The organism is Devosia honganensis (genome assembly GCF_042648785.1).
Taxonomy (GTDB): domain Bacteria; phylum Pseudomonadota; class Alphaproteobacteria; order Rhizobiales; family Devosiaceae; genus Devosia; species Devosia honganensis.
Map to the genome: position 1 here is coordinate 279,914 of NZ_JBHRYD010000005.1, position 18,474 is coordinate 298,387.

An 18,474-nucleotide genomic window follows, 5' to 3' on the forward strand; every position below is an offset into this window, starting at 1 on the left:
CAAATCTTGCATCACTGGGATGCCTTGAACTGCTCGACGATGGCGCCGGCTTCGGGAACGCGCTCGATGAATTCGGCCTGAAGCTGCTGGGCCCGCTCCACCATCTCGGCACGGAGTTCATCCGAGATTTCCATGAGCTGCATGCCATTCTGCGCCATGATGGCGATGCTGTCGATGTCCCCCTGACGGGAGACGTTCCAGAAACTGGGCTCGAGATCGGCGGCGACCTTCTCGATGGCGGCCTGGTTCTCGGGCGAGAGGCTGTTCCAGGCGTCAAGGTTGATCGTGACCATGTTCGAGCCCCAGGTGTGGTTCGTGGGATAGACATATTCCATGAACTCCCAGAACTTGCCGTCGACACCGGAGGTGGCCGAGGTGGCGACGCCCTTGACGCGACCGGAAGCCAGCGCCGGGATCAGCTCGCCCCAGGGCATGGCCACGCCCGCCATGCCGAGCGCGGAGACGATGTCCACCGTGTTCTTGTCGGCACCGCGCACCGGAATGCCGCGAAAGTCCTCGGCGCTCTTCACCTCGGTGTTGAGGTAGACATACTGGGCCGGTGAGGGCACCATATAGAGGATTTTCTGGTTGTTTTCCGCCGCCAGCCTCTCGAAGACCGGACGAACGAACTCGTGATAGGCCTTGAGCTCCTCCATCGAGCCGACGAGGAACGGCACGCCTTCGACGCCGAAGAGCGGGTTCACGCCGACCTGCTGGCTGATATTGATATCGGCCATTTCGACCAACCCGTCCCGAACGGCGGTCAACTGGTCCGGCCCCTTGAAGCCGAGCGAGCCGCCGGCCTTGACCGATATGACCACCTCGCCGTTCGTGGCGCTTTTCACCTCCTCGGCGAAGGTGACGGCATTGGCCACCATGAAGTTCGAATCCGGCAGCACGTCCGAGAGATTGAACGTGGTCTGCGCACTGGCGGGGAGCGCCGTGAAAAGCGCGCCCGCTAGGGTGAATGTCGTGACGAAGGCCGCTGCCCTTGCCTGAATGAACATGAATGTTTCCTCCAATTATTTCGGTGGCCGAGCCCCACAACTCGGCAAACTAGGCTGTTACCCCACCGCCACGAGCCGGGACAAAGATCTTCACCCGGCAATGTTGGTGGCCTGATCAGGCTAGACCGCTGAAAACGGGCGAGGAAATTGCATTGGGGTCTGATGTGATCGAGAATTCTTATATGTTGCCGTTTCACGCCGCTGCATCTTTACAACGGGCGGCCATAACATAATCTGATCGAAACCGCCTCTATGCAGAGCTATTCGATATGGATTCACGTCGCCTTCATGCATTCGTCAAAATTGTCGATATCGGCAGCCTGACGCGGGCAGCCGCCATCCTGCACATTGCTCAACCGGCGCTGAGCCAGCAGATCGTCGCCCTTGAGACCCATTTCGGCAAACAATTGCTCGTGCGTTCCAAGAGAGGGGTTCTCCCGACCGAGGCCGGCAAGACGCTCTATCGGCACGCACAGGTCGTGCTGCGCCAGCTCGATCAGGCGAAGACCGATATCAACAACACGGGAAGAACGATCGCCGGGCAGGTCAATGTGGGGCTCGCGCCGCTCAGCACCGCCGCCACCCTGGCGCTTCCCCTGTTGAAGGCCGTGCGTGAGCGATATCCCGGTATCGTCTTGCAGATCAACGAGAATATCGGCGGCGTGATCAGTGAGCTGATCATGACCGGCAAGATGGATCTGGCTTTCATCTACGACCCGGGCACCATAAGGGGCGTCAAGTTCGAGCCCATCCTCACCGAGGAGCTTTTCCTTGTCGCCCCGAGGCCGCTGCTCGACCCGAAAAAGGCGGATCGCACCGAGATCGCGACCGAGGATGTGGGCGGGCTCGACCTCGTCCTGCCAACCAAGATCCATACTGTCAGGCAATTGGTCGACATCACGTTCCGCCGGGTGGGCGTCGACGCCATGGTGATCGCCGAGATAGAATCCGTTCCCACCATCGCTCGAGCGGTCTGGGAAGGCCTGGGTGCGACCATCTTGCCCTGGTCAGCCGCTCATGCCATCGCCTCCGGGCGCGACGACGTGATCGTCCAGCGTATCACTGCTCCCTCGATGCACACGAAGGTGTCTCTCTGCACCTCCGATCAATGGCCGCTGTCCGAACCGGCCCAGGTGGTGAAGGATCTTCTGGCCGAGATAGCCCACGCCTATGCCGCGGAGCCTCAGGCCGACGGATTGACGCCGATGGGCCGCAAGGAACGCAAACGCAAGGTCGCATAGCACACCACGCTCAAGCATGTGACGCTCTTCGGCGTGGAAATGCGCCGTCTTTCGGCTTCGTTCGAATTTTCAGGGAAAAATGAGTGGCTGGGGAACCTGGATTCGAACCAAGATCGACGGAGTCAGAGTCCGCTGTTCTACCATTGAACTATTCCCCAACAGGAGCCTGTTGGCTGGCGGCGCGGCAGCGGGGCTGAGACGCGGCGCGGGGTCTCATTAGACAAAGCGGAGCGGGATTGCAAGCGTCTCCGGCGCGCTTCCGCTCTTTGCGCCGGAAAGCGCGGTCCGGTCGTTCACCGTTTCGGGACCATCGTTTTCATTGCGCTCCGGAACGCCTTGCACTACCTTCGTTTTCGACAATGCAACATGACGTGCGCCCGGGCGCGGCCGGCATCACCGGTTCGGCGACCGCGCACGAAGGAGACAGAAGTGACCGAGTCGAATCGGTCTGCCGCTGCCTCGGTCGTTCTGGCCGACGCAGGGCATGGCGCGCCGTCCGGCCGGGTCCGGAAGGGGAAGGGGGGCGGCATGGCGCCGGAACAGCGCCCGCGAGCCGCGCCTGAGCCGCGCCGGCCGCGCGGACCTCTTTACGCCGCGCTCGACCTGGGCACCAATAATTGCCGCCTGCTCATCGCACGCCCCCATGAGCGGGGATTTCGCGTCCTCGACGGCTTCACCCGCATCGTGCGGCTGGGCGAGGGGGTCTCGGTATCCGGCCGGCTTTCGGACGCGGCCATGGAACGCACCATGGACGCCTTGCGCCAGTGCAGCAACAAGCTGCGCGACCACCAGCCGGTGCGGACGCGCCTCATCGCCACCGAAGCCTGCCGCGCCGCCGAGAACGGGCTCGCCTTTCTCGGCCGGGTGCGCAGTGAGCTGGGCCTGGAACTGGAGATCGTCGACCGGCGTACCGAAGCCGAACTGGCCGTCACCGGCTGCGCCGATCTCATCGACGGCGACGCGCAGGGCGCGCTGATGTTCGATATCGGGGGTGGTTCGTCCGAACTGGCCTGGCTCGATTTCCGCGGTGGACGGCCGCGCTCGCAGGGGCGCATGTCGGCCTCGATCCGCTCCTGGCAATCGCTGCCGGTGGGCGTGGTCTCCATTGCCGAGAAATTCGGTGGCGTCGAGGTGACCCCCGAGTTGTTCGAGGACATGGTCGCTTATGTCACGACGCATCTGCGGCAGTTCCGGGGCCGGGAAAAGCTGCGCCAGATGATCGGCAGCCATCCCGTCCACCTCATCGGCACCTCCGGCACCGTGACCACGCTGGCCGGGCTGCATCTGGGGCTGGAGCGCTATGAGCGCCAGAAGGTGGACGGCTTGTGGATGCATCGCGGCCAGATCGACGAAACCATGCGCGTGTTGCTCAACATGCCGTTCGAGCGCCGGCTGGCCCATCCCTGCATCGGTCGCGACCGGGCCGACCTGGTGCTGCCCGGCTGTGCCATCTTCGAGGCCATCAGGCGCGAATGGCCCACCGATCGCGTGCGCGTGGCCGATCGCGGCCTGCGCGAAGGCATCCTGATCTCCCTCATGGATGCCGACCGCGCCCACAAGCGGCCGAACCGCTATCCCAGGAGGCATGGCAATGGCCAATAGCAAGGCTTTGGGCACTGGCGGGCGCAAATCGGCCCGCGATCTCAAGATCCGGGTGAAGACCGCCAAGGGCCGCAAGATCGCCTCGACCAAATGGCTCGAGCGCCAGCTCAACGATCCCTATGTCGCCCGGGCCCGGGCCGAGGGTTATCGCTCCCGCGCCGCCTTCAAGATCAAGGAGATGGACGAGCGGCACAAGCTGTTCAAGAGGGGTATGCGCGTCGTCGACCTCGGCGCGGCGCCGGGCGGCTGGTCCCAGGTCGCGGCCAAGGCCGTCGGCTCGACGCCCGAACATCCGCTCGTCGTGGGCATCGACTATCTCGACATGGACCCCATTCCGGGCGTCATCCTGCTCAAGAAGGATTTCACCGAGGACGACGCGCCGGCCATGCTGGAGGCGGCATTGGGCGGCCACAAGGCGGATGTGGTGATGAGCGACATGGCCTGGCCCACCACCGGGCACCGTGCCACCGACCATCTGCGCATCGTCCACCTCATCGAGATCGCCGCTGATTTCGCCATCCAGGTGCTCAAGCCCGGCGGCTCCTTCGTGGCGAAGGTGTTCCAGGGCGGCACCGAGCATGAACTGCTGCACATGCTCAAGCGCCATTTCCGCTCCACCTTCCACGCCAAGCCGCCGGCGAGCCGCGCGGACTCCTCCGAGGCCTATCTGGTGGCCATGGGCTTCAAGGGTGTGGAGGAGGACGGAGGGGACGTGGACGACTGACCCTCGTTCACACCTCGGTCCGCACCCGGTGGCCCGACACATGGCTGCCGGCGTTGGCGGGCAGGCGGAAATAGATGATGCCGGCCAGGGCGCTCAGCCCGCCCACGGTGAAAAAGGCGATCCGGAAGTCGACGAGGCTGAGTTCGCCCCCGCCCATGGCGCTGGAGATTTCCAGAATGCCGCCGGCCACCGCGACCCCGAAGGCCACCGCCAACTGCTGGCATACCGCGGTGATCGCCGTTGCCTGGCTGGCTTCCTCGTCGGAAATATCGGCATAGCCGATGGCGTTGACGCCGGTGAAGAAGATCGAGCGCAGGACGCCCCCGGCCACCAGCACCGCCATGATCACCGGCGCCGGCGTCTCGGCGGTGAACAGGCCGTGAGCGGCGATCAGCAGGCTGCCGAACACCGCCGCCAGGCCCAGGACGCGCGGGAAACCGTAGCGCGCGAATGTCCGTTCGGCGATGAACTTGCTCATGATGGCGCCGATGGCCGACACGAAGGTGATGGCGCCCGACTGGAACGGATTGAGACCGAAACCGAGCTGCAGCATCAGCGGCAACAGGAAGGGCACCGCGCCCACCGCGATGCGGAACAGCGAGCCGCCCATGATCGAGGAGCGGAACAACTCGTTGCGGAACAGCTTCGGGTCGAGCAGCGGATATTTCGTCCGCCTGGCGTGGAGGAGATAGATGAGCGAGGCGGTGACGCCCACCGCCAGCGTCAGATAGCCGTAAAGGATCGGCAGCGCCGGCAGGCTGACCACGGAGAGACCGAACACCAGGCCGGAAAACGCCACCGCCGCGAGGACGAATCCCACGAGGTCCACGGGCCTCGGGTTCCGCTCGTCCGGCACTTTGAGGAAAATGCCCGACAAGACGATGCCGGCGATGCCGATAGGAATGTTGATCCAGAAAATCCAGTGCCACGAGAGATAGGTGGTCAGGAATCCCCCGATCAGCGGCCCGGATACCGGCGCCACCAGCGCCGGAACGGTCAGCCAGGCCAGCGCCGCCACCAATTCGCTGCGCGGTGTCGAGCGCACCAGCAACAGGCGGCCCACCGGCGTCATCATCGAGGAACCGATGCCCTGGAAGAAGCGCGACAGCACGAAGGATTCCAGCGAGAAGGCGAAGGAGCAGGCCAGCGATCCCAGCATGAACACGAAGATCGCCAGCCGGAACACGTTCTTGGCTCCGAACCGGTCGGCCATCCAGCCGCTGATGGGGATGAAGATGGCCAGCGCCACGAAATAAGCCGTCAGCGCCAGCTTCAGCGCGATCGGTTCGGTGCCGATATCGGCGGCGATCGCGGGCAGGGAGGTGGCGATGACGGTCGAGTCCATCTGTTCCATGAACAGGGCGACCGCCAGAATGAGCGGGGTGACACGGATCACGACGTAATGAAACCGGATGAATCGAAATAAGCCGCGAGCGCGACCCAAACATTATGGGCCGATCCGCATCTGGCGCATAGCCCAAATCCACGCCGTCATCATGCGCGCGGCGGCACTAGGCAAAATCCCGCTCCGGTGCTATTGACCCTCGCCTACCGGAGCCCGCGAATCCCGTTCGCGGCTCATATTCCGTTCATCTCTGGTTCTCATCAGAAGGCAGGAAGGGTCTGGCCTTGGCGAAGATTATTACCACCATCACCGGCGATGCGGCGCTCACCTTCGATGACGTGCTGCTCCAGCCCGCGCTTTCCGACATCCTGCCGACCGAGACGGATATTTCCACTTATGTCACCAAGGACATAAGGCTCAATCTTCCCATCCTGTCCTCGGCCATGGACACGGTGACCGAGGCCGATATGGCCATTGCCATGGCGCAGGCCGGGGGGCTGGGCGTCATCCACAAGAACCTGACCGCCGGCGAGCAGGCCGAGCAGGTGCGCATGGTGAAATCCTTCGAAAGCGGCATGGTGATCAATCCCATCACCATCGGGCCCGAGGCGACGCTGGCCGATGCCCATGCCCTGATGGAAAAAAGCCGGATCTCCGGCATTCCCGTGGTGGAAAACGGCGGCACCGGCGGCCGCGCGATCGGAAAACTGGTCGGCATCCTCACCAATCGCGACGTGCGCTTCGCCTCCAATCCCAACCAGCCAGTGTCCGAGTTGATGACCCATCAGAACCTGATCACCGTCAGGGAAGGGGTGTCCAAGGAAGAAGCCAAGATCCTGCTGCATCGCCATCGCATCGAAAAGCTGCTGGTGGTGGACGAGGACTATCGCTGCATCGGCCTTATTACCGTCAAGGATATCGAAAAGGCGCATCTCAATCCCAATGCGGTCAAGGACGAGCAGGGGCGCCTGCGCGTCGCCGCCGCCTCCACTGTGGGCGATGCCGGCTTCGAGCGCTCGCTGGCGCTGATCGATGCGGGCGTCGACCTGCTGGTCATCGACACTGCCCACGGTCATTCGGTGCGCGTTGCCGAGGCGGTCGAGCGGGTCAAGCGCGAGAGTAATTCCACCCGCATCGTCGCCGGCAATGTGGCGACCGCCGAAGCCACCAGGGCCCTCATCGATGCCGGAGCCGATACGGTCAAGGTCGGCATCGGTCCTGGGTCCATCTGCACCACCCGCATCGTGGCCGGCGTCGGCGTTCCGCAACTGGCCGCCGTCATGGCTTGCGCCGAGGAAGGCGCCAAGCGCGGCGTTCCGGTCATTGCCGATGGGGGCATCAAGTTCTCCGGAGACATGGCCAAGGCCCTCGCCGGCGGCGCCTCCTGCGTCATGGTGGGCTCGCTGCTCGCCGGCACCGACGAATGCCCCGGCGAGGTCTATCTCTATCAGGGGCGCTCCTATAAATCCTATCGCGGCATGGGCTCGGTCGGGGCCATGGGCGCCGGCTCGGCGGATCGCTATTTCCAGCAGGACGTGCGCGACCAGATGAAGCTGGTGCCCGAGGGCATCGAGGGCCAGGTGCCCTATAAGGGCTCCGTCGCCGCCGTGCTGCATCAGCTCGCCGGGGGGCTGCGCGCCTCCATGGGCTATACCGGCGCCCATGATCTCAAGGATTTCCGCGAAAACTCCGTCTTCGTGAAGATTTCCGGCGCCGCGCTGCATGAGAGCCACGTCCACGACGTCACCATCACCCGCGAAGCGCCCAATTACGGCAGCGGACGCTAGCCATGCGTCTGCCCGGCCGTCTTGCCGCCGCTATCGAGGTGCTCGCCGATGTCGAGCAGCGCCGGCGTCCGGTGTCCGAGGCGCTCAAGGCCTGGGGCCTCGACAACCGCTTCGCCGGGGCTGGGGACCGGGCGGCCATCGGCAATCTGGTCTATGACGCGCTGCGCCGCCGCGCCTCCCATGCCTTCGCCATGGGCAGCGACAGTCCGCGCGCTCTGGTTCTTGCCGTCGCCCTGCGTGACTGGGGCGAGACCCGGGAAAGTCTCGTTGAAGCCTTTGCCGGCGACCGTCACGCCCCCGAGCCCCCGAGCGAGGCGGAGATCGCTGCCGCCGCCACCGATCTCGCCGCCGCGCCGCCCGCCATCCGCGCCGATGTTCCGGAATGGCTGGCGCCCTCGCTGGAGCGTGCCTTCGGCCCCGATTGGGTTGAGGAAGGGCAGGGCATGGCCGGCCGGCCCTCGCTCGACCTGCGCGCCAACGCCCTCAAGGCGTCGCCGGAAAAGGTGGTGAAATCGCTGGCGCGCTTCTCGCCCCAGCCCACTTTCATCGCGCCCTTCGGCATCACCATGCCCGCCGGTCCGCGCGATGCGCGCACTCCCAACGTCACCACCGACGAGGGTTACCAGAAGGGCTGGTTCGAGGTGCAGGACCAGGGCAGCCAGGTCGTCGCCGCCCTGGCCGGCGCGCGCGAGGGCGAACAGGTGCTCGATCTGTGCGCCGGGGCAGGGGGCAAGACGCTCGCCCTGGCCGCGACCATGGGCAATAGGGGCCAGATCTTCGCCTATGACAGCGACCGGGCGCGCCTCGCCCCCATCTATGAGCGGCTGAAGCGCAACGGCGTCCGCAATGCGCAGGTTCGCGCGCCACAGCCCGGCGCCCTCGACGACCTCGTGGGGAAAATGGATCGCGTGGTGGTCGACGCGCCCTGTACCGGCACCGGCACCTGGCGCCGCCGCCCCGATACCAAATGGAAGCTGACGCCCGAGCTGCTCGCCCAGCGCCAGGCCGAACAGGCGGCATTGCTGGCGGAGGCGCAGGCCTATCTCCGGCCCGGCGGCGTTCTGGCCTATATCACCTGCTCCATTCTCCCCGAGGAGAACGACGATCGGGTGGCCGCCTTCCGCGCCGCCCATCCTGGTTTCGAAACCCTCGATATCGCCCAGGCCTGGCGCAGCGCCCTGATCACCGACCTGCCCGATGGCCTCGCCACCCCCGCCGGAGGCCTCTGCCTCACCCCGCGCCGCACCGGCACCGACGGGTTTTACTGCCATCTCCTGCGCAAGGCGGGCTGAGCAGGGCAAGGGTGGAACCGCCGCAGGCCGAGACGGGTGAGGGGGGAGCCCCGACGATAGGGCCTTTGCCTTAGCCGTGAACCTTCCGCCCGCTCGCCCGTTCCCGTCAGGCATTGACCTGAAAGGGAGCGTCTCATGCAGTCCACGGCCGTTTACCGGACCCCGCAATCCTGGCTCGCCCTTGCCGTCTTCCTCCTCGTCGTCATCGGCGTCGGGGCGCTGATCGGCACCCAGTCGGTCCCCGGCGAATGGTATGACGGCCTCACCAAGCCGCCGCTCAATCCGCCGGACGCCGTATTCGCCCCGGTATGGTTCACGCTTTACGTGTTGATCGCCATCGCCGGATGGCGCGTCTGGATCGAGGCGCCCCGCTCCCCCGCCATGATGCTGTGGGGTGCGCAGATGCTGCTCAACTGGGCGTGGTCTCCCACCTTCTTCGTTGCCGAACAGCCCTGGCCGGCTTTTGCCATCATCGCGGCCATGTGGCTGGCCATATTGAGTTTCATCCTCGCCGTGCGCCGGCGCGATTCCCTGGCCGCCTGGCTGTTCGCGCCCTATCTGGCCTGGGTCGGCTTCGCCGCCTATCTCAATATCGGCATCGCCATTCTCAATTAGGCCGTATCGGCAACGCCGCGCTTGCGGAATCCGTGGGGCGAGGCTAAAGCCTCGCCATGCAGCACCCAGCCTCCGCCTCCCTCAACGACACCATCCTGATCGTCGATTTCGGCTCGCAGGTCACGCAATTGATCGCCCGCCGCATTCGCGAAACCGGCGTTTATTGCGAAATTCATCCCTTCCAGTCCGCTGGCGCCGCCATGGTCGCGCTGCGGCCCAAGGGCGTGGTGCTTTCGGGCGGCCCGGCCTCGACGCTGGACGAGAACGCCCCCACCATCGATCCGGCGATCCTGGCCGCCAATGTGCCGATCCTGGGCATTTGCTATGGTCAGCAGGCGCTCTGCGTCGCGCTGGGCGGCGAGGTCGCCGCCGGCCATCACCGGGAATTCGGCCGCGCCGAAGTGACCGTCCACCAGCCCAGCGAGCTTTACGAGGGCGTCTGGGAAACCGGCAGCGCGCATCAGGTCTGGATGAGCCATGGCGATCGCGTCGTGGCGCTGCCCGAGGGGTTCGAGGTGGTGGGCACCTCGCCCAACGCCCCCTTCGCCATGATCGCCAACGAGGCCCGGCGCATCTGGGCGGTACAGTTCCACCCCGAAGTGGTGCACACGCCCGACGGGGCGAAGCTCTACGCCAATTTCGTCCACAGAATCTGCGGTATCGCCTCGAATTGGACCATGTCGGCCTATCGCCAGAAGATGGTCGAGAAGATCCGTGAACAGGTCGGCACCGGTCGCGTCATCTGCGGTCTTTCGGGCGGCGTGGATTCCTCGGTCGCGGCCGTCCTCATCCACGAAGCCATCGGCGACCAGCTCACCTGCATCTATGTCGACCACGGGCTGATGCGGCTCAACGAGAGCGAGCAGGTCGTCACCATGTTCCGCGACCAGTTCAACATTCCGCTGGTCCATGTCGACGCCTCGAAACGGTTCCTGGGCGAGCTCGAAGGCCAGACCGATCCGGAGACCAAGCGCAAGACTATCGGGCGGCTGTTCATCGAAGTGTTCGAGGAAGAGGCGAAAAAGCTCGGCGGCGCCGAATTCCTCGCCCAGGGCACGCTTTATCCCGACGTCATCGAAAGCGTCTCCTTCACTGGCGGCCCGTCGGTCACCATCAAGTCGCACCATAATGTCGGCGGCCTGCCCGAGCGCATGAACATGGCTCTGGTCGAGCCCCTGCGCGAACTCTTCAAGGACGAAGTGCGCGCGCTCGGCCGCGAGTTGGGCATCCCCGAGAGCTTCATCGGCCGCCATCCCTTCCCGGGCCCCGGCCTCGCCATCCGCTGCCCCGGCGGCATCACTCCGGAAAAGCTCGACATATTGCGCCGCGCCGACGCCATCTATCTCGACGAGATCCGCAAGTCCGGCCAATACGACAAGATCTGGCAGGCCTTCGCCGTGCTGCTGCCGGTCCAGACCGTCGGCGTCATGGGCGACGGGCGCACCTATGAGTTCGTCTGCGCCCTGCGCGCCGTCACCTCGGTCGATGGCATGACCGCCGATTTCTACCAGTTCGACATGAACTTCCTCGGCAGGACCGCAACCCGCATCATCAACGAAGTCCGCGGCATCAACCGCGTCGTCTACGACGTGACGTCCAAGCCGCCCGGTACCATCGAGTGGGAGTGACGGGCACTGGCTGGCAATGTCTAGCAACGGCAGGCATTTCGGCTGAGGGTAAAAGAACTTTCCGCTAAGCGATAGACTGTATGTAAACACAGTATTGCAAGGACGCGGAACATGCCTCATGTGGCGGCCAGGACGGCCAGCCGGGATCGGGATACTGGTCGTTACCAGAGCCACCGACCCGAGCAAACCCTTCTCTATCAGATCGTTGACGAGTATTACCCGGCATTCGCTGCGCTTATGGCAGAGCAGGGAAAGGAATTGCCGGGCTATGTGCAACGGGAATTTGAAGAATTTCTCCAATGCGGGCGGCTGGAGCATGGCTTTCTACGGGTTCGCTGCGAGTCTTGCCACGCCGAGCACCTGGTCGCTTTCAGCTGTAAGCGTCGCGGTTTCTGCCCGAGCTGTGGGGCGCGGCGGATGGCCGAAAGTGCCGCCTTGCTGGTTGATGAAGTACTGCCTGAACAACCCATGCGTCAGTGGGTGTTGAGCTTCCCGTTTCAGCTGCGTTTCCTGTTTGCCAGCCGGCCCGAGATCATGGGGTGGGTGCTGGGCATCGTTTACCGCGTCATTGCCACGCACCTGGTCAAGAAAGCGGGCCATACCCACCAAGTGGCCAAGACGGGCGCGGTCACCCTGATCCAGCGTTTTGGATCGGCGCTCAATCTGAATGTTCACTTCCACATGCTGTTTCTCGACGGTGTGTATGTCGAGCAATCCCACGGCTCAGCGCGTTTCCGCTGGGTCAAGGCGCCGACCAGCCCAGAGCTCACCCAGCTGACGCACACCATCGCCCACCGGGTGGGTCGCTATCTGGAACGGCAAGGCCTGCTGGAACGGGATGTCGAAAACAGCTATCTGGCCTCGGATGCGGTGGATGACGACCCGATGACACCCCTGCTGGGGCACTCGATCACTTACCGTATCGCTGTCGGTTCACAGGCGGGGCGAAAGGTGTTCACTTTGCAAACTCTGCCGACCAGTGGTGATCCGTTCGGTGACGGGATTGGCAAGGTAGCCGGGTCCAGCCTGCACGCCGGCGTGGCGGCCAGGGCCGATGAACGCAAGAAGCTCGAACGGCTGTGCCGGTACATCAGCCGCCCGGCGGTATCCGAGAAGCGGCTGTCGTTAACACGAGGCGGCAACGTGCGCTACCAGCTCAAGACGCCGTACCGGGACGGCACCACGCACGTCATTTTCGAACCATTGGATTTCATTGCAAGGCTGGCCGCCCTGGTACCGAAGCCCAGAGTCAACCTAACCCGCTTCCACGGGGTGTTCGCACCCAACAGTCGGCACCGGGCGTTGGTCACGCCGGCAAAACGGGGCAGGGGCAACAAGGTCAGGGTGGCTGATGAACCGGCAACACCAGCACAACGGCGAGCGTCGATGACATGGGCGCAACGGCTCAAGCGTGTTTTCAATATCGACATCGAGACCTGCAGCGGCTGCGGCGGCGCCATGAAAGTCATCGCCTGCATTGAAGACCCTATAGTGATCAAGCAGATCCTTGATCACCTGAAGCACAAAGCCGAAACCAGCGGGACCAGGGCGTTACCCGAAAGCCGGGCGCCACCGGCTGAGCTGCTCCTGGGTCTGTTTGACTGACGAGCCTGAAGGCCAACGATACCAATCAAAATGCTGCGTTCACAGCGCCGCGGCAGGGATCCGCCGTGCTGGTTGTCGGAAAAGGAGCCGCTAGTGGGAAAGAGGAGGGTAAATTTTCAGCGTTGCTGGCTCCCCGTCAGCCGGATTGGGTTGCATCGCAGGGGTGTCGAAAGAGTCAACTGCGGTCCAAAGCTGTTGGACTTGGGTGAAAAGGGCGTTTATTCTTCCTATACGTTGTCGGCAGCGGGCCAAAAAGGAATACGTCCATGCCCATCGAGGTGAAACCGGCTGTGAGCGCGGGTTCAAGCATATAGCCCGACAGGCGCGTATCCTTGCCGATCACGACACGATGGCGGTGGTCACCGCGACGAAAGACACGGCCAGCCGCCATGCCGACGCGCAAGGCGGTTTCCGCCGTCATCGCGCCTTCGTTGGCTTTGCCACGAATACCGTCTGTGCCGAAATATTTGCGCACCATAAGGTCGATTATCCTGTCGTCGGGTCGCCCTCAAAGGGGACATGCCTGCTGAACCGCGAATATAGAGAAATATCCCGAATGTGCAGTTAACGAATTCTTGCGGTTTCTTTCAGCGCCGCCAATACCGCCAGCCCGTCGCGCAAGGGGCGCGGCTCGTGTGTGCGGATGAAGTCAGCTCCACCTGCGGCGGCGGCAAGCTCTGCAGCGAGTGTCGCGGCCCCGACATCCCCCGGACCACGGCCTGTGAGCGCGCGCAGAAAGGATTTGCGCGAAACAGACAGAAGCACCGGCAAATCGAAGCGCAGCCGCAATTCATCGAACCGCGCCAGCACCGAGAGCGAGGTTTCGGGAGCAGCCCCCAGAAAAAACCCCATGCCGGGATCAAGGACAAGGCGGTTGCGTTTGATACCGGCACCCGTCAGCGCCGCGATGCGCGCGTCAAAGAACGCCGCAATGTGATCCATGATGTCGCCAGCGGGTGCCTCGCGCCGATCTGCCTGCCCGTCTTGCACCGAATGCATAACGACGAGTTTGGCAGATGATTTCGCCAATTGCGGATAGAACGCAGCGTCTGGAAAACCGCGAATATCATTGAGATAGGCCACACCACGCGACAAGGCATAGGCTTGCGTCGCGGGTTGATAACTGTCGAGCGAGACGGGAATGCCATCTGCCTTGAGCGCGTCCAGCACCGGCGCGATACGCGCGATTTCTGTGTCGGACGAAACAGGCGCGGCGTCGGGATTGCTGGATGCCGGACCGAGGTCGATCACATCTGCCCCCTCGGCCATCAGCTTACGCGCCTGCGCAATGGCTGCGTCTGGCGCCAGATACCGGCCTCCATCGGAGAAACTGTCCGAGGTTATGTTGACGATGCCGAAAATGATGAGCGATTTATTCATGGGGGCTTCTATAATAATAATAATCGAGCATGAGTCTCATACGGATGCTCGGGTCGAAAGGGAATCCCCAGGCGAGTAACCTGTTTGCGGTGATCCATTAGCTGCAGGAGCAGAAGAGCATACATCTGGAAGCAAAGCCAGGAAAGCGGCCTATGGAGCTGTGCGGCAGCGCTCAGTAGGCAATTTTTCAAAATATTGTTAAGCCTTTTCTGAGCATGGTATTTTTCATGGTATTACCAATTAGCAGGAAAATAAGCCATTGAATATAAAAGATAAAAATGTCTTGTTTACAATAGAGTGGGAGTGATTCAGGCCCATCCGAACGTATCCAAAAGCACGCTGGAATACGACCTAACCCGTTGAAATCAAATAAACAATATGACGCTACCTATCGATGACTATCGGTGGGCAGCGTTCGCACATACCGTCACATCTGACGGTCCGGCGAAATCTTGCATGCGGCTGTTTTTGTAAATACCGTCAGCCAATCGAAGCGTCTGACGGTATTATTTTTCGGATAAGCCACTGATTTATCAGCCGAATTATACCTAAGGGGGCGCAAAAAACGCTTGACGGTATTTTTAGGCATGAGGTGGTCCAATGTTGACGGATGCGACACTTAAGAACCTGAAATCAAAAGACAAAATTTATAAGGTTTCGGATCGTGACGGGATGTATGTACTTGTCTCCCCAAGCAGACATATTTCATTCCGCTTGGATTACCGTTTGAACGGTCGCAGGGAGACAGTCACGTTCGGCAAGTACGGCCGCGATGGCATCTCGCTGGCGCACGCGAGAGAAAAGTGCATCGACGCGAAACGGGCCATTCGTGAAGGACGATCTCCCGCCATCGAAAAGCAGCGCGAAAAGCGTCGCATCAAGAAAGCAAGGAGTTTCGGCCAATTCGGCGAGAAGTGGCTGACTGCGGGGCCAATGGCCGACAGCACGCGCGCACTGCGTCGTTCAATCTTTGAGCGCGAATTGCTTCCCATTTGGCGAAATCGGCTGCTTCCGGAAATCACGCCTGACGATCTTCGTCCGGACCCTTGTCGTTGTCGCCTTCGGCGGGGGCGAACTTCACCGACTTGACGTTGAGGTTGAGGGTCTTGACCGAGCCAGTGTAGCCGTTCGCGGTGCGGGTTCCCTTACGGAGGTGGTGACGACGACTGGCTTCAGCTCGACAAGCGCGCGTTCGGGCGACGCGGCTACAAGCTGAATCGGCAGCAGGTGATAGGCCGGGTCAACCTTACCTGGCGGAACCGACGCCTTATCGAGCAGACGAATCGCGAGGGTTTGGTCGACAACGAGTACAAGGATGCGCTTGTCAGCATCCTCCAGAAGGTGCTCGAGGATTTTAAGACCTTCAGCCAGAACATCGAGGACGAGCTCAAGCAAGAGGATCTGACGTCAGTCGATGTCCTTAAGGCTCGCGTCGCCAAGTCGAAGACCGAGATCCAGCGGCGTATCCGCGAGATTGCAGTCGACGCGCCGGAGCAGGCAGGTCCGCTCACAGAGGTCGAGCGGCTGGTTAAGGCGCTGGCTTCGCAGATCGACGACGTCGATACCATCATCGACGACTACAAGGACGAGAGACGGAAGTTCGTCCACCTCGCCGGTTTGGGCCTGATGGTTGAGCTCATCCTACATGAGCTTGGACGGAGCAGCAGCACGCTCAGCACCCTCGAAGGCGTCGACAAGTCGCAGTTGGCAGGCAAGCTGCCAGCGGTGTTCCAAACGCTCGAGAGCCAGTTGCGGACGCTTCAGAAACGAATCGAGACGCTGGACCCGCTGAGCACAGCCCGTCGTCAGACCAAGGAATCCTTTATGGTCGAGGATTTGGTGCAGCAGGTAGTCGACGCTCGGGACGCGCAGGCGAAGCGGCACAAGGTAGTGGTCACGATATCAAGCGCCTCCAAGCAGCCTTGGCGAATAAAGGCGGTTCGGGGAATGCTGATCCAAATACTCGAGAACCTGCTCTCGAACTCATTCTATTGGCTGAAGCAGCAGACGGTCATCGAACCCGATCTAAAACCGCGTATTCTCATCGAGATCGACCAGACGACCGGCTCAATCGAGATATCCGATAACGGTCCAGGTGTAGAGGCCGCGGAGGCGGAAGAAATTTTCAAGCCCTTTGTGACGGCGAAACCACCCGGCGAGGGCAACGGGCTCGGACTCTACATCGCTCGCGAGCTGGCCGAATATCATGATTGGACGCTGAATCTCGTCGGCCCACCGGGCACGGAGGTGTGGCGCCGCTTTTCGCTTGGCCTGACCGAGAAGGCGAAATGAGCGACAATCTGGAACTGGTCGCAAAGGTGGGTGGTGTCGAGCTTCTGGCCATAGTCGACGACGCTTACGACCCGCCGCGAGGAGAGGAGATATCCGAGGACGCGTTTAACCGCTTCGTCCAGTCGATGGAGGACGATCCCCAACGGATCATCGCGCTTACGGCCGCCAGCGCCTTTGTGGAGGACGATCTGGACGACTGGGAGACCTTCGCGGCGAAGGCGGAACTCGTCGAACACCTATGGAAACTGAGTGTGGGCGTGGCGGTCCATGGCGCGATGACAGACGGAGTGGGCCTGAGCCTTGAGATTTTGTTCTCGGACGTCAGCCACGACCGGATCAGCAAGCTCCAGCAGTTGAAGCCGCTGGAGAAGCTTTTGGCCGCCACCAAGGTCCGCGTGATGAAACTAGGCGCGGATCCGGAGCCCAGCGTTGTGGCTAAGGCAAACGTCGTCTTTCTTGATCTCTTCCTTTCATCTGACGTGCCGCCCAATCCAATGCCCGGCGAAACGCCACGGACCGTTTTCGACAAGGCGCGTGAGCGCGCGATTCGTTATCTTGAAGATGTCCGACGCGAGACGCAGGACGACGTGACCGCAGTTCCGCCCGCGTTCATCCTGATCTCGTCGCTCGGAACTCAGCAGGTCGCGCAGAACTTCCGCAAGCGGACGTCCCAGACCGCATCTCGCTTCCGCTTCGTGCAGAAGCAGGCACTCGAGCGCGAGGATCCGCAGGACCTACTTGCGATAGCTGAGATCCTGCGCACTTGCCGAGCGAGCGCGCTCTTCGAACCGCTCCGCAAGGCGCTTCCGACGGTTATCGCCGAGGCCCAAGGCTGGGTTGCACAAAGGCTCGTCGAACTAGACATCGCAGACTTCGCCCGGCTTTTTGAGTTGAGCCTCCAGTCCGAGGGTCAGCTGGTTGAGGACTACATCAAGGAGGTCGTCGCGGGCGCAGTGGCCGAGCGTATCATGTGCTCGTTCACGAAACATGCGCCAACCAAGGACCGGCCGAACCCCTTCGACGACGTTCCCAGCCGGTTCGTTGAAGCGCCATCGAATGCGATGGCCGAGCTATACAGCGCGACGCGCATGACGTCCGAACGCGGATATCGTGGGCCTGATGACAGCATGCCCGTGCCCGGTGATTTGTTCCTCGAGGGCGCGTTGCCCAAGCGGGCCAGCACCTCGCTGGTAGGACGGACGATCACCGCTGTGATGACTCCAATCTGCGATCTGATGAGCCGTAATGGCGGCGAGCCGGCCGCAACCTCCGTGCTTATGCTCGAGGGGACGCTTCGCCCCACCTATCACAATCACAAGCTCGATCCCCAGATCGTCATCGTGAACGGACGCTTCTACGAGGTTGATTGGAGCATGAAGCATCCGCAGGCGCTTCCACTCAAGCAGCTCAAGAAGGAAGTCCAGCAGCTCAAGAAGGAAGTCCAGCAGAAGAAGCGCATCTGGCTCGGAAGGTTGAAGGCAGAACATTTTCTTGCGCTTCAGTCTGAATACTTGTCGTCTTTCGCGAGGGTAGGCCTCCTAAAGGCTCCAGCGCTGTTCGAGCCGCTGGCGGGCAAGGTCTGCGTGAGGGAAGGGGGCAGCCTTATCGAACTCGACGACGGTTTCGACTTCAAAAGCAGTTTTGCCTTCCAATCACCGCAGCGTGGCAAGGACGCCACGAAGCAGCCGGTGTTCTTCACAGGTGCTTTTCTTGAGCACCTGCGCGCCGTCCTGCAGCAGACAGCGGAGTCTGAGGAGCGGCACGCCGACACGCGGGCGAAGGCCAAGGGGCTTCTCGAAAGGATGGATCAGCTCGTGATGATGGTGACGCGTCGGCCTCCGGCGTCGCAGGGGATTAACGACTATCTGAAGGTCGAGCTACTTCCGCAACGAGGAGCCGCGGTCCCCGCAGCGCCCAACCACGTTATTCTGGTAGTCCTGAAGGCCTGAGCGCTTC

At 62.4% G+C, this 18,474-nt stretch carries 13 protein-coding genes, 1 tRNA gene and 3 pseudogenes; 11 read left to right on the top strand and 6 right to left on the bottom strand.

Annotated features, from left to right (window positions below; all coding sequences use genetic code 11):
* Positions 1 to 11: 11 nt before the first annotated feature.
* A complete protein-coding gene (locus ACFOOL_RS08240; RefSeq protein WP_380096477.1) occupies positions 12 to 1,007 on the bottom strand; it encodes a TRAP transporter substrate-binding protein in 996 nt (331 codons plus the stop codon).
* A gap of 269 nt (positions 1,008 to 1,276) precedes the next feature.
* On the opposite strand from ACFOOL_RS08240, the gene nac reads away from it, so the two are divergent.
* On the top strand, positions 1,277 to 2,248 hold the full coding sequence (gene nac / locus ACFOOL_RS08245; RefSeq protein ID WP_380096478.1) for a nitrogen assimilation transcriptional regulator NAC: 972 nt from the start codon (positions 1,277 to 1,279) through the stop codon (positions 2,246 to 2,248).
* An 84-nt stretch (positions 2,249 to 2,332) separates the two neighbouring features.
* Here nac and ACFOOL_RS08250 read toward each other — a convergent pair.
* Positions 2,333 to 2,406, bottom strand: a tRNA-Gln gene (locus ACFOOL_RS08250).
* A gap of 271 nt (positions 2,407 to 2,677) precedes the next feature.
* On the opposite strand from ACFOOL_RS08250, the gene ACFOOL_RS08255 reads away from it, so the two are divergent.
* Together ACFOOL_RS08255 and ACFOOL_RS08260 are read left to right on the top strand one after the other, a co-directional pair.
* The gene (locus ACFOOL_RS08255) at positions 2,678 to 3,850 is read left to right on the top strand and encodes a Ppx/GppA phosphatase family protein (RefSeq protein WP_380096479.1); all 1,173 of its coding nucleotides are present in this window, start codon (positions 2,678 to 2,680) and stop codon (positions 3,848 to 3,850) included.
* On the top strand, positions 3,840 to 4,574 hold the full coding sequence (locus ACFOOL_RS08260; protein ID WP_380096480.1) for an RlmE family RNA methyltransferase: 735 nt from the start codon (positions 3,840 to 3,842) through the stop codon (positions 4,572 to 4,574). Before ACFOOL_RS08255 ends, ACFOOL_RS08260 begins: the two co-directional genes overlap by 11 nt.
* Positions 4,575 to 4,581: 7 nt before the next feature.
* On the opposite strand, the gene ACFOOL_RS08265 is transcribed toward ACFOOL_RS08260, so the two are convergent.
* A complete protein-coding gene (locus ACFOOL_RS08265; protein WP_380096481.1) occupies positions 4,582 to 5,970 on the bottom strand; it encodes an MFS transporter in 1,389 nt (462 codons plus the stop codon).
* Between the two features lie 233 nt (positions 5,971 to 6,203).
* Here ACFOOL_RS08265 and guaB point away from each other — a divergent pair, with 233 nt between their 5' ends.
* The 5 genes from guaB (at position 6,204) to ACFOOL_RS08290 (ending at position 12,846) form a co-directional block, all read left to right on the top strand.
* Positions 6,204 to 7,706 carry an IMP dehydrogenase gene (gene guaB / locus ACFOOL_RS08270; protein WP_380096482.1) on the top strand — a complete coding sequence of 501 codons (1,503 nt, stop codon included), beginning with the start codon at positions 6,204 to 6,206 and terminating at the stop codon, positions 7,704 to 7,706.
* A 2-nt stretch (positions 7,707 to 7,708) separates the two neighbouring features.
* Positions 7,709 to 8,998, top strand: a complete 1,290-nt coding sequence (locus ACFOOL_RS08275; RefSeq protein WP_380096483.1) for an RsmB/NOP family class I SAM-dependent RNA methyltransferase — start codon at positions 7,709 to 7,711, stop codon at positions 8,996 to 8,998.
* 135 nt (positions 8,999 to 9,133) lie between these two features.
* Entirely contained in the window at positions 9,134 to 9,613 is a 480-nt protein-coding gene (locus ACFOOL_RS08280) for a TspO/MBR family protein (RefSeq protein ID WP_380096484.1), read from the top strand.
* A 56-nt stretch (positions 9,614 to 9,669) separates the two neighbouring features.
* Positions 9,670 to 11,241, top strand: a complete 1,572-nt coding sequence (guaA, locus tag ACFOOL_RS08285) for a glutamine-hydrolyzing GMP synthase (protein WP_380096485.1) — start codon at positions 9,670 to 9,672, stop codon at positions 11,239 to 11,241.
* Between the two features lie 111 nt (positions 11,242 to 11,352).
* Entirely contained in the window at positions 11,353 to 12,846 is a 1,494-nt protein-coding gene (locus ACFOOL_RS08290) for an IS91-like element ISCR2 family transposase (protein WP_001120888.1), read from the top strand.
* Between the two features lie 235 nt (positions 12,847 to 13,081).
* On the opposite strand, the pseudogene ACFOOL_RS08295 reads toward ACFOOL_RS08290, so the two are convergent.
* Positions 13,082 to 13,324 (bottom strand): annotated as a pseudogene (locus ACFOOL_RS08295) (phosphoglucosamine mutase); the annotation flags it as partial.
* Between the two features lie 86 nt (positions 13,325 to 13,410).
* Complete coding sequence (gene sul2, locus ACFOOL_RS08300; protein ID WP_001043260.1) at positions 13,411 to 14,226, bottom strand: sulfonamide-resistant dihydropteroate synthase Sul2; 816 nt, start codon at positions 14,224 to 14,226, stop codon at positions 13,411 to 13,413.
* Between the two features lie 600 nt (positions 14,227 to 14,826).
* Between sul2 and ACFOOL_RS08305 the strand changes: the two are divergent.
* Positions 14,827 to 15,264: pseudogene (locus tag ACFOOL_RS08305) on the top strand (Arm DNA-binding domain-containing protein); the annotation flags it as partial.
* Here the strand turns inward: ACFOOL_RS08305 and ACFOOL_RS08310 are convergent.
* Positions 15,263 to 15,367, bottom strand: a pseudogene (locus ACFOOL_RS08310) (DUF736 domain-containing protein); the annotation flags it as partial. The pseudogenes ACFOOL_RS08305 and ACFOOL_RS08310 overlap by 2 nt on opposite strands.
* Positions 15,368 to 15,519: 152 nt before the next feature.
* Between ACFOOL_RS08310 and ACFOOL_RS08315 the strand changes: the two are divergent.
* Together ACFOOL_RS08315 and ACFOOL_RS08320 are read left to right on the top strand one after the other, a co-directional pair.
* Positions 15,520 to 16,518, top strand: a complete 999-nt coding sequence (locus tag ACFOOL_RS08315) for a sensor histidine kinase (protein ID WP_380096486.1) — start codon at positions 15,520 to 15,522, stop codon at positions 16,516 to 16,518.
* Complete coding sequence (locus ACFOOL_RS08320) at positions 16,515 to 18,467, top strand: hypothetical protein (protein ID WP_380096487.1); 1,953 nt, start codon at positions 16,515 to 16,517, stop codon at positions 18,465 to 18,467. The genes ACFOOL_RS08315 and ACFOOL_RS08320 overlap by 4 nt, the downstream gene beginning before the upstream one ends.
* The last annotated feature ends 7 nt before the right edge of the window (positions 18,468 to 18,474 follow it).

Bases quoted from the DNA above. Each gene is read 5' to 3' on its own strand.
- ACFOOL_RS08240 (WP_380096477.1), bottom strand. From the start codon at position 1,007: ATGTTCATTCAGGCAAGGGCAGCGGCCTTCGTCACGACATTCACCCTA.
- nac (WP_380096478.1), top strand. From the start codon at position 1,277: ATGGATTCACGTCGCCTTCATGCATTCGTCAAAATTGTCGATATCGGC.
- ACFOOL_RS08260 (WP_380096480.1), top strand. From the start codon at position 3,840: ATGGCCAATAGCAAGGCTTTGGGCACTGGCGGGCGCAAATCGGCCCGC.
- ACFOOL_RS08275 (WP_380096483.1), top strand. From the start codon at position 7,709: ATGCGTCTGCCCGGCCGTCTTGCCGCCGCTATCGAGGTGCTCGCCGAT.
- ACFOOL_RS08280 (WP_380096484.1), top strand. From the start codon at position 9,134: ATGCAGTCCACGGCCGTTTACCGGACCCCGCAATCCTGGCTCGCCCTT.
- guaA (WP_380096485.1), top strand. From the start codon at position 9,670: ATGCAGCACCCAGCCTCCGCCTCCCTCAACGACACCATCCTGATCGTC.
- ACFOOL_RS08290 (WP_001120888.1), top strand. From the start codon at position 11,353: ATGCCTCATGTGGCGGCCAGGACGGCCAGCCGGGATCGGGATACTGGT.
- sul2 (WP_001043260.1), bottom strand. From the start codon at position 14,226: ATGAATAAATCGCTCATCATTTTCGGCATCGTCAACATAACCTCGGAC.
- ACFOOL_RS08320 (WP_380096487.1), top strand. From the start codon at position 16,515: ATGAGCGACAATCTGGAACTGGTCGCAAAGGTGGGTGGTGTCGAGCTT.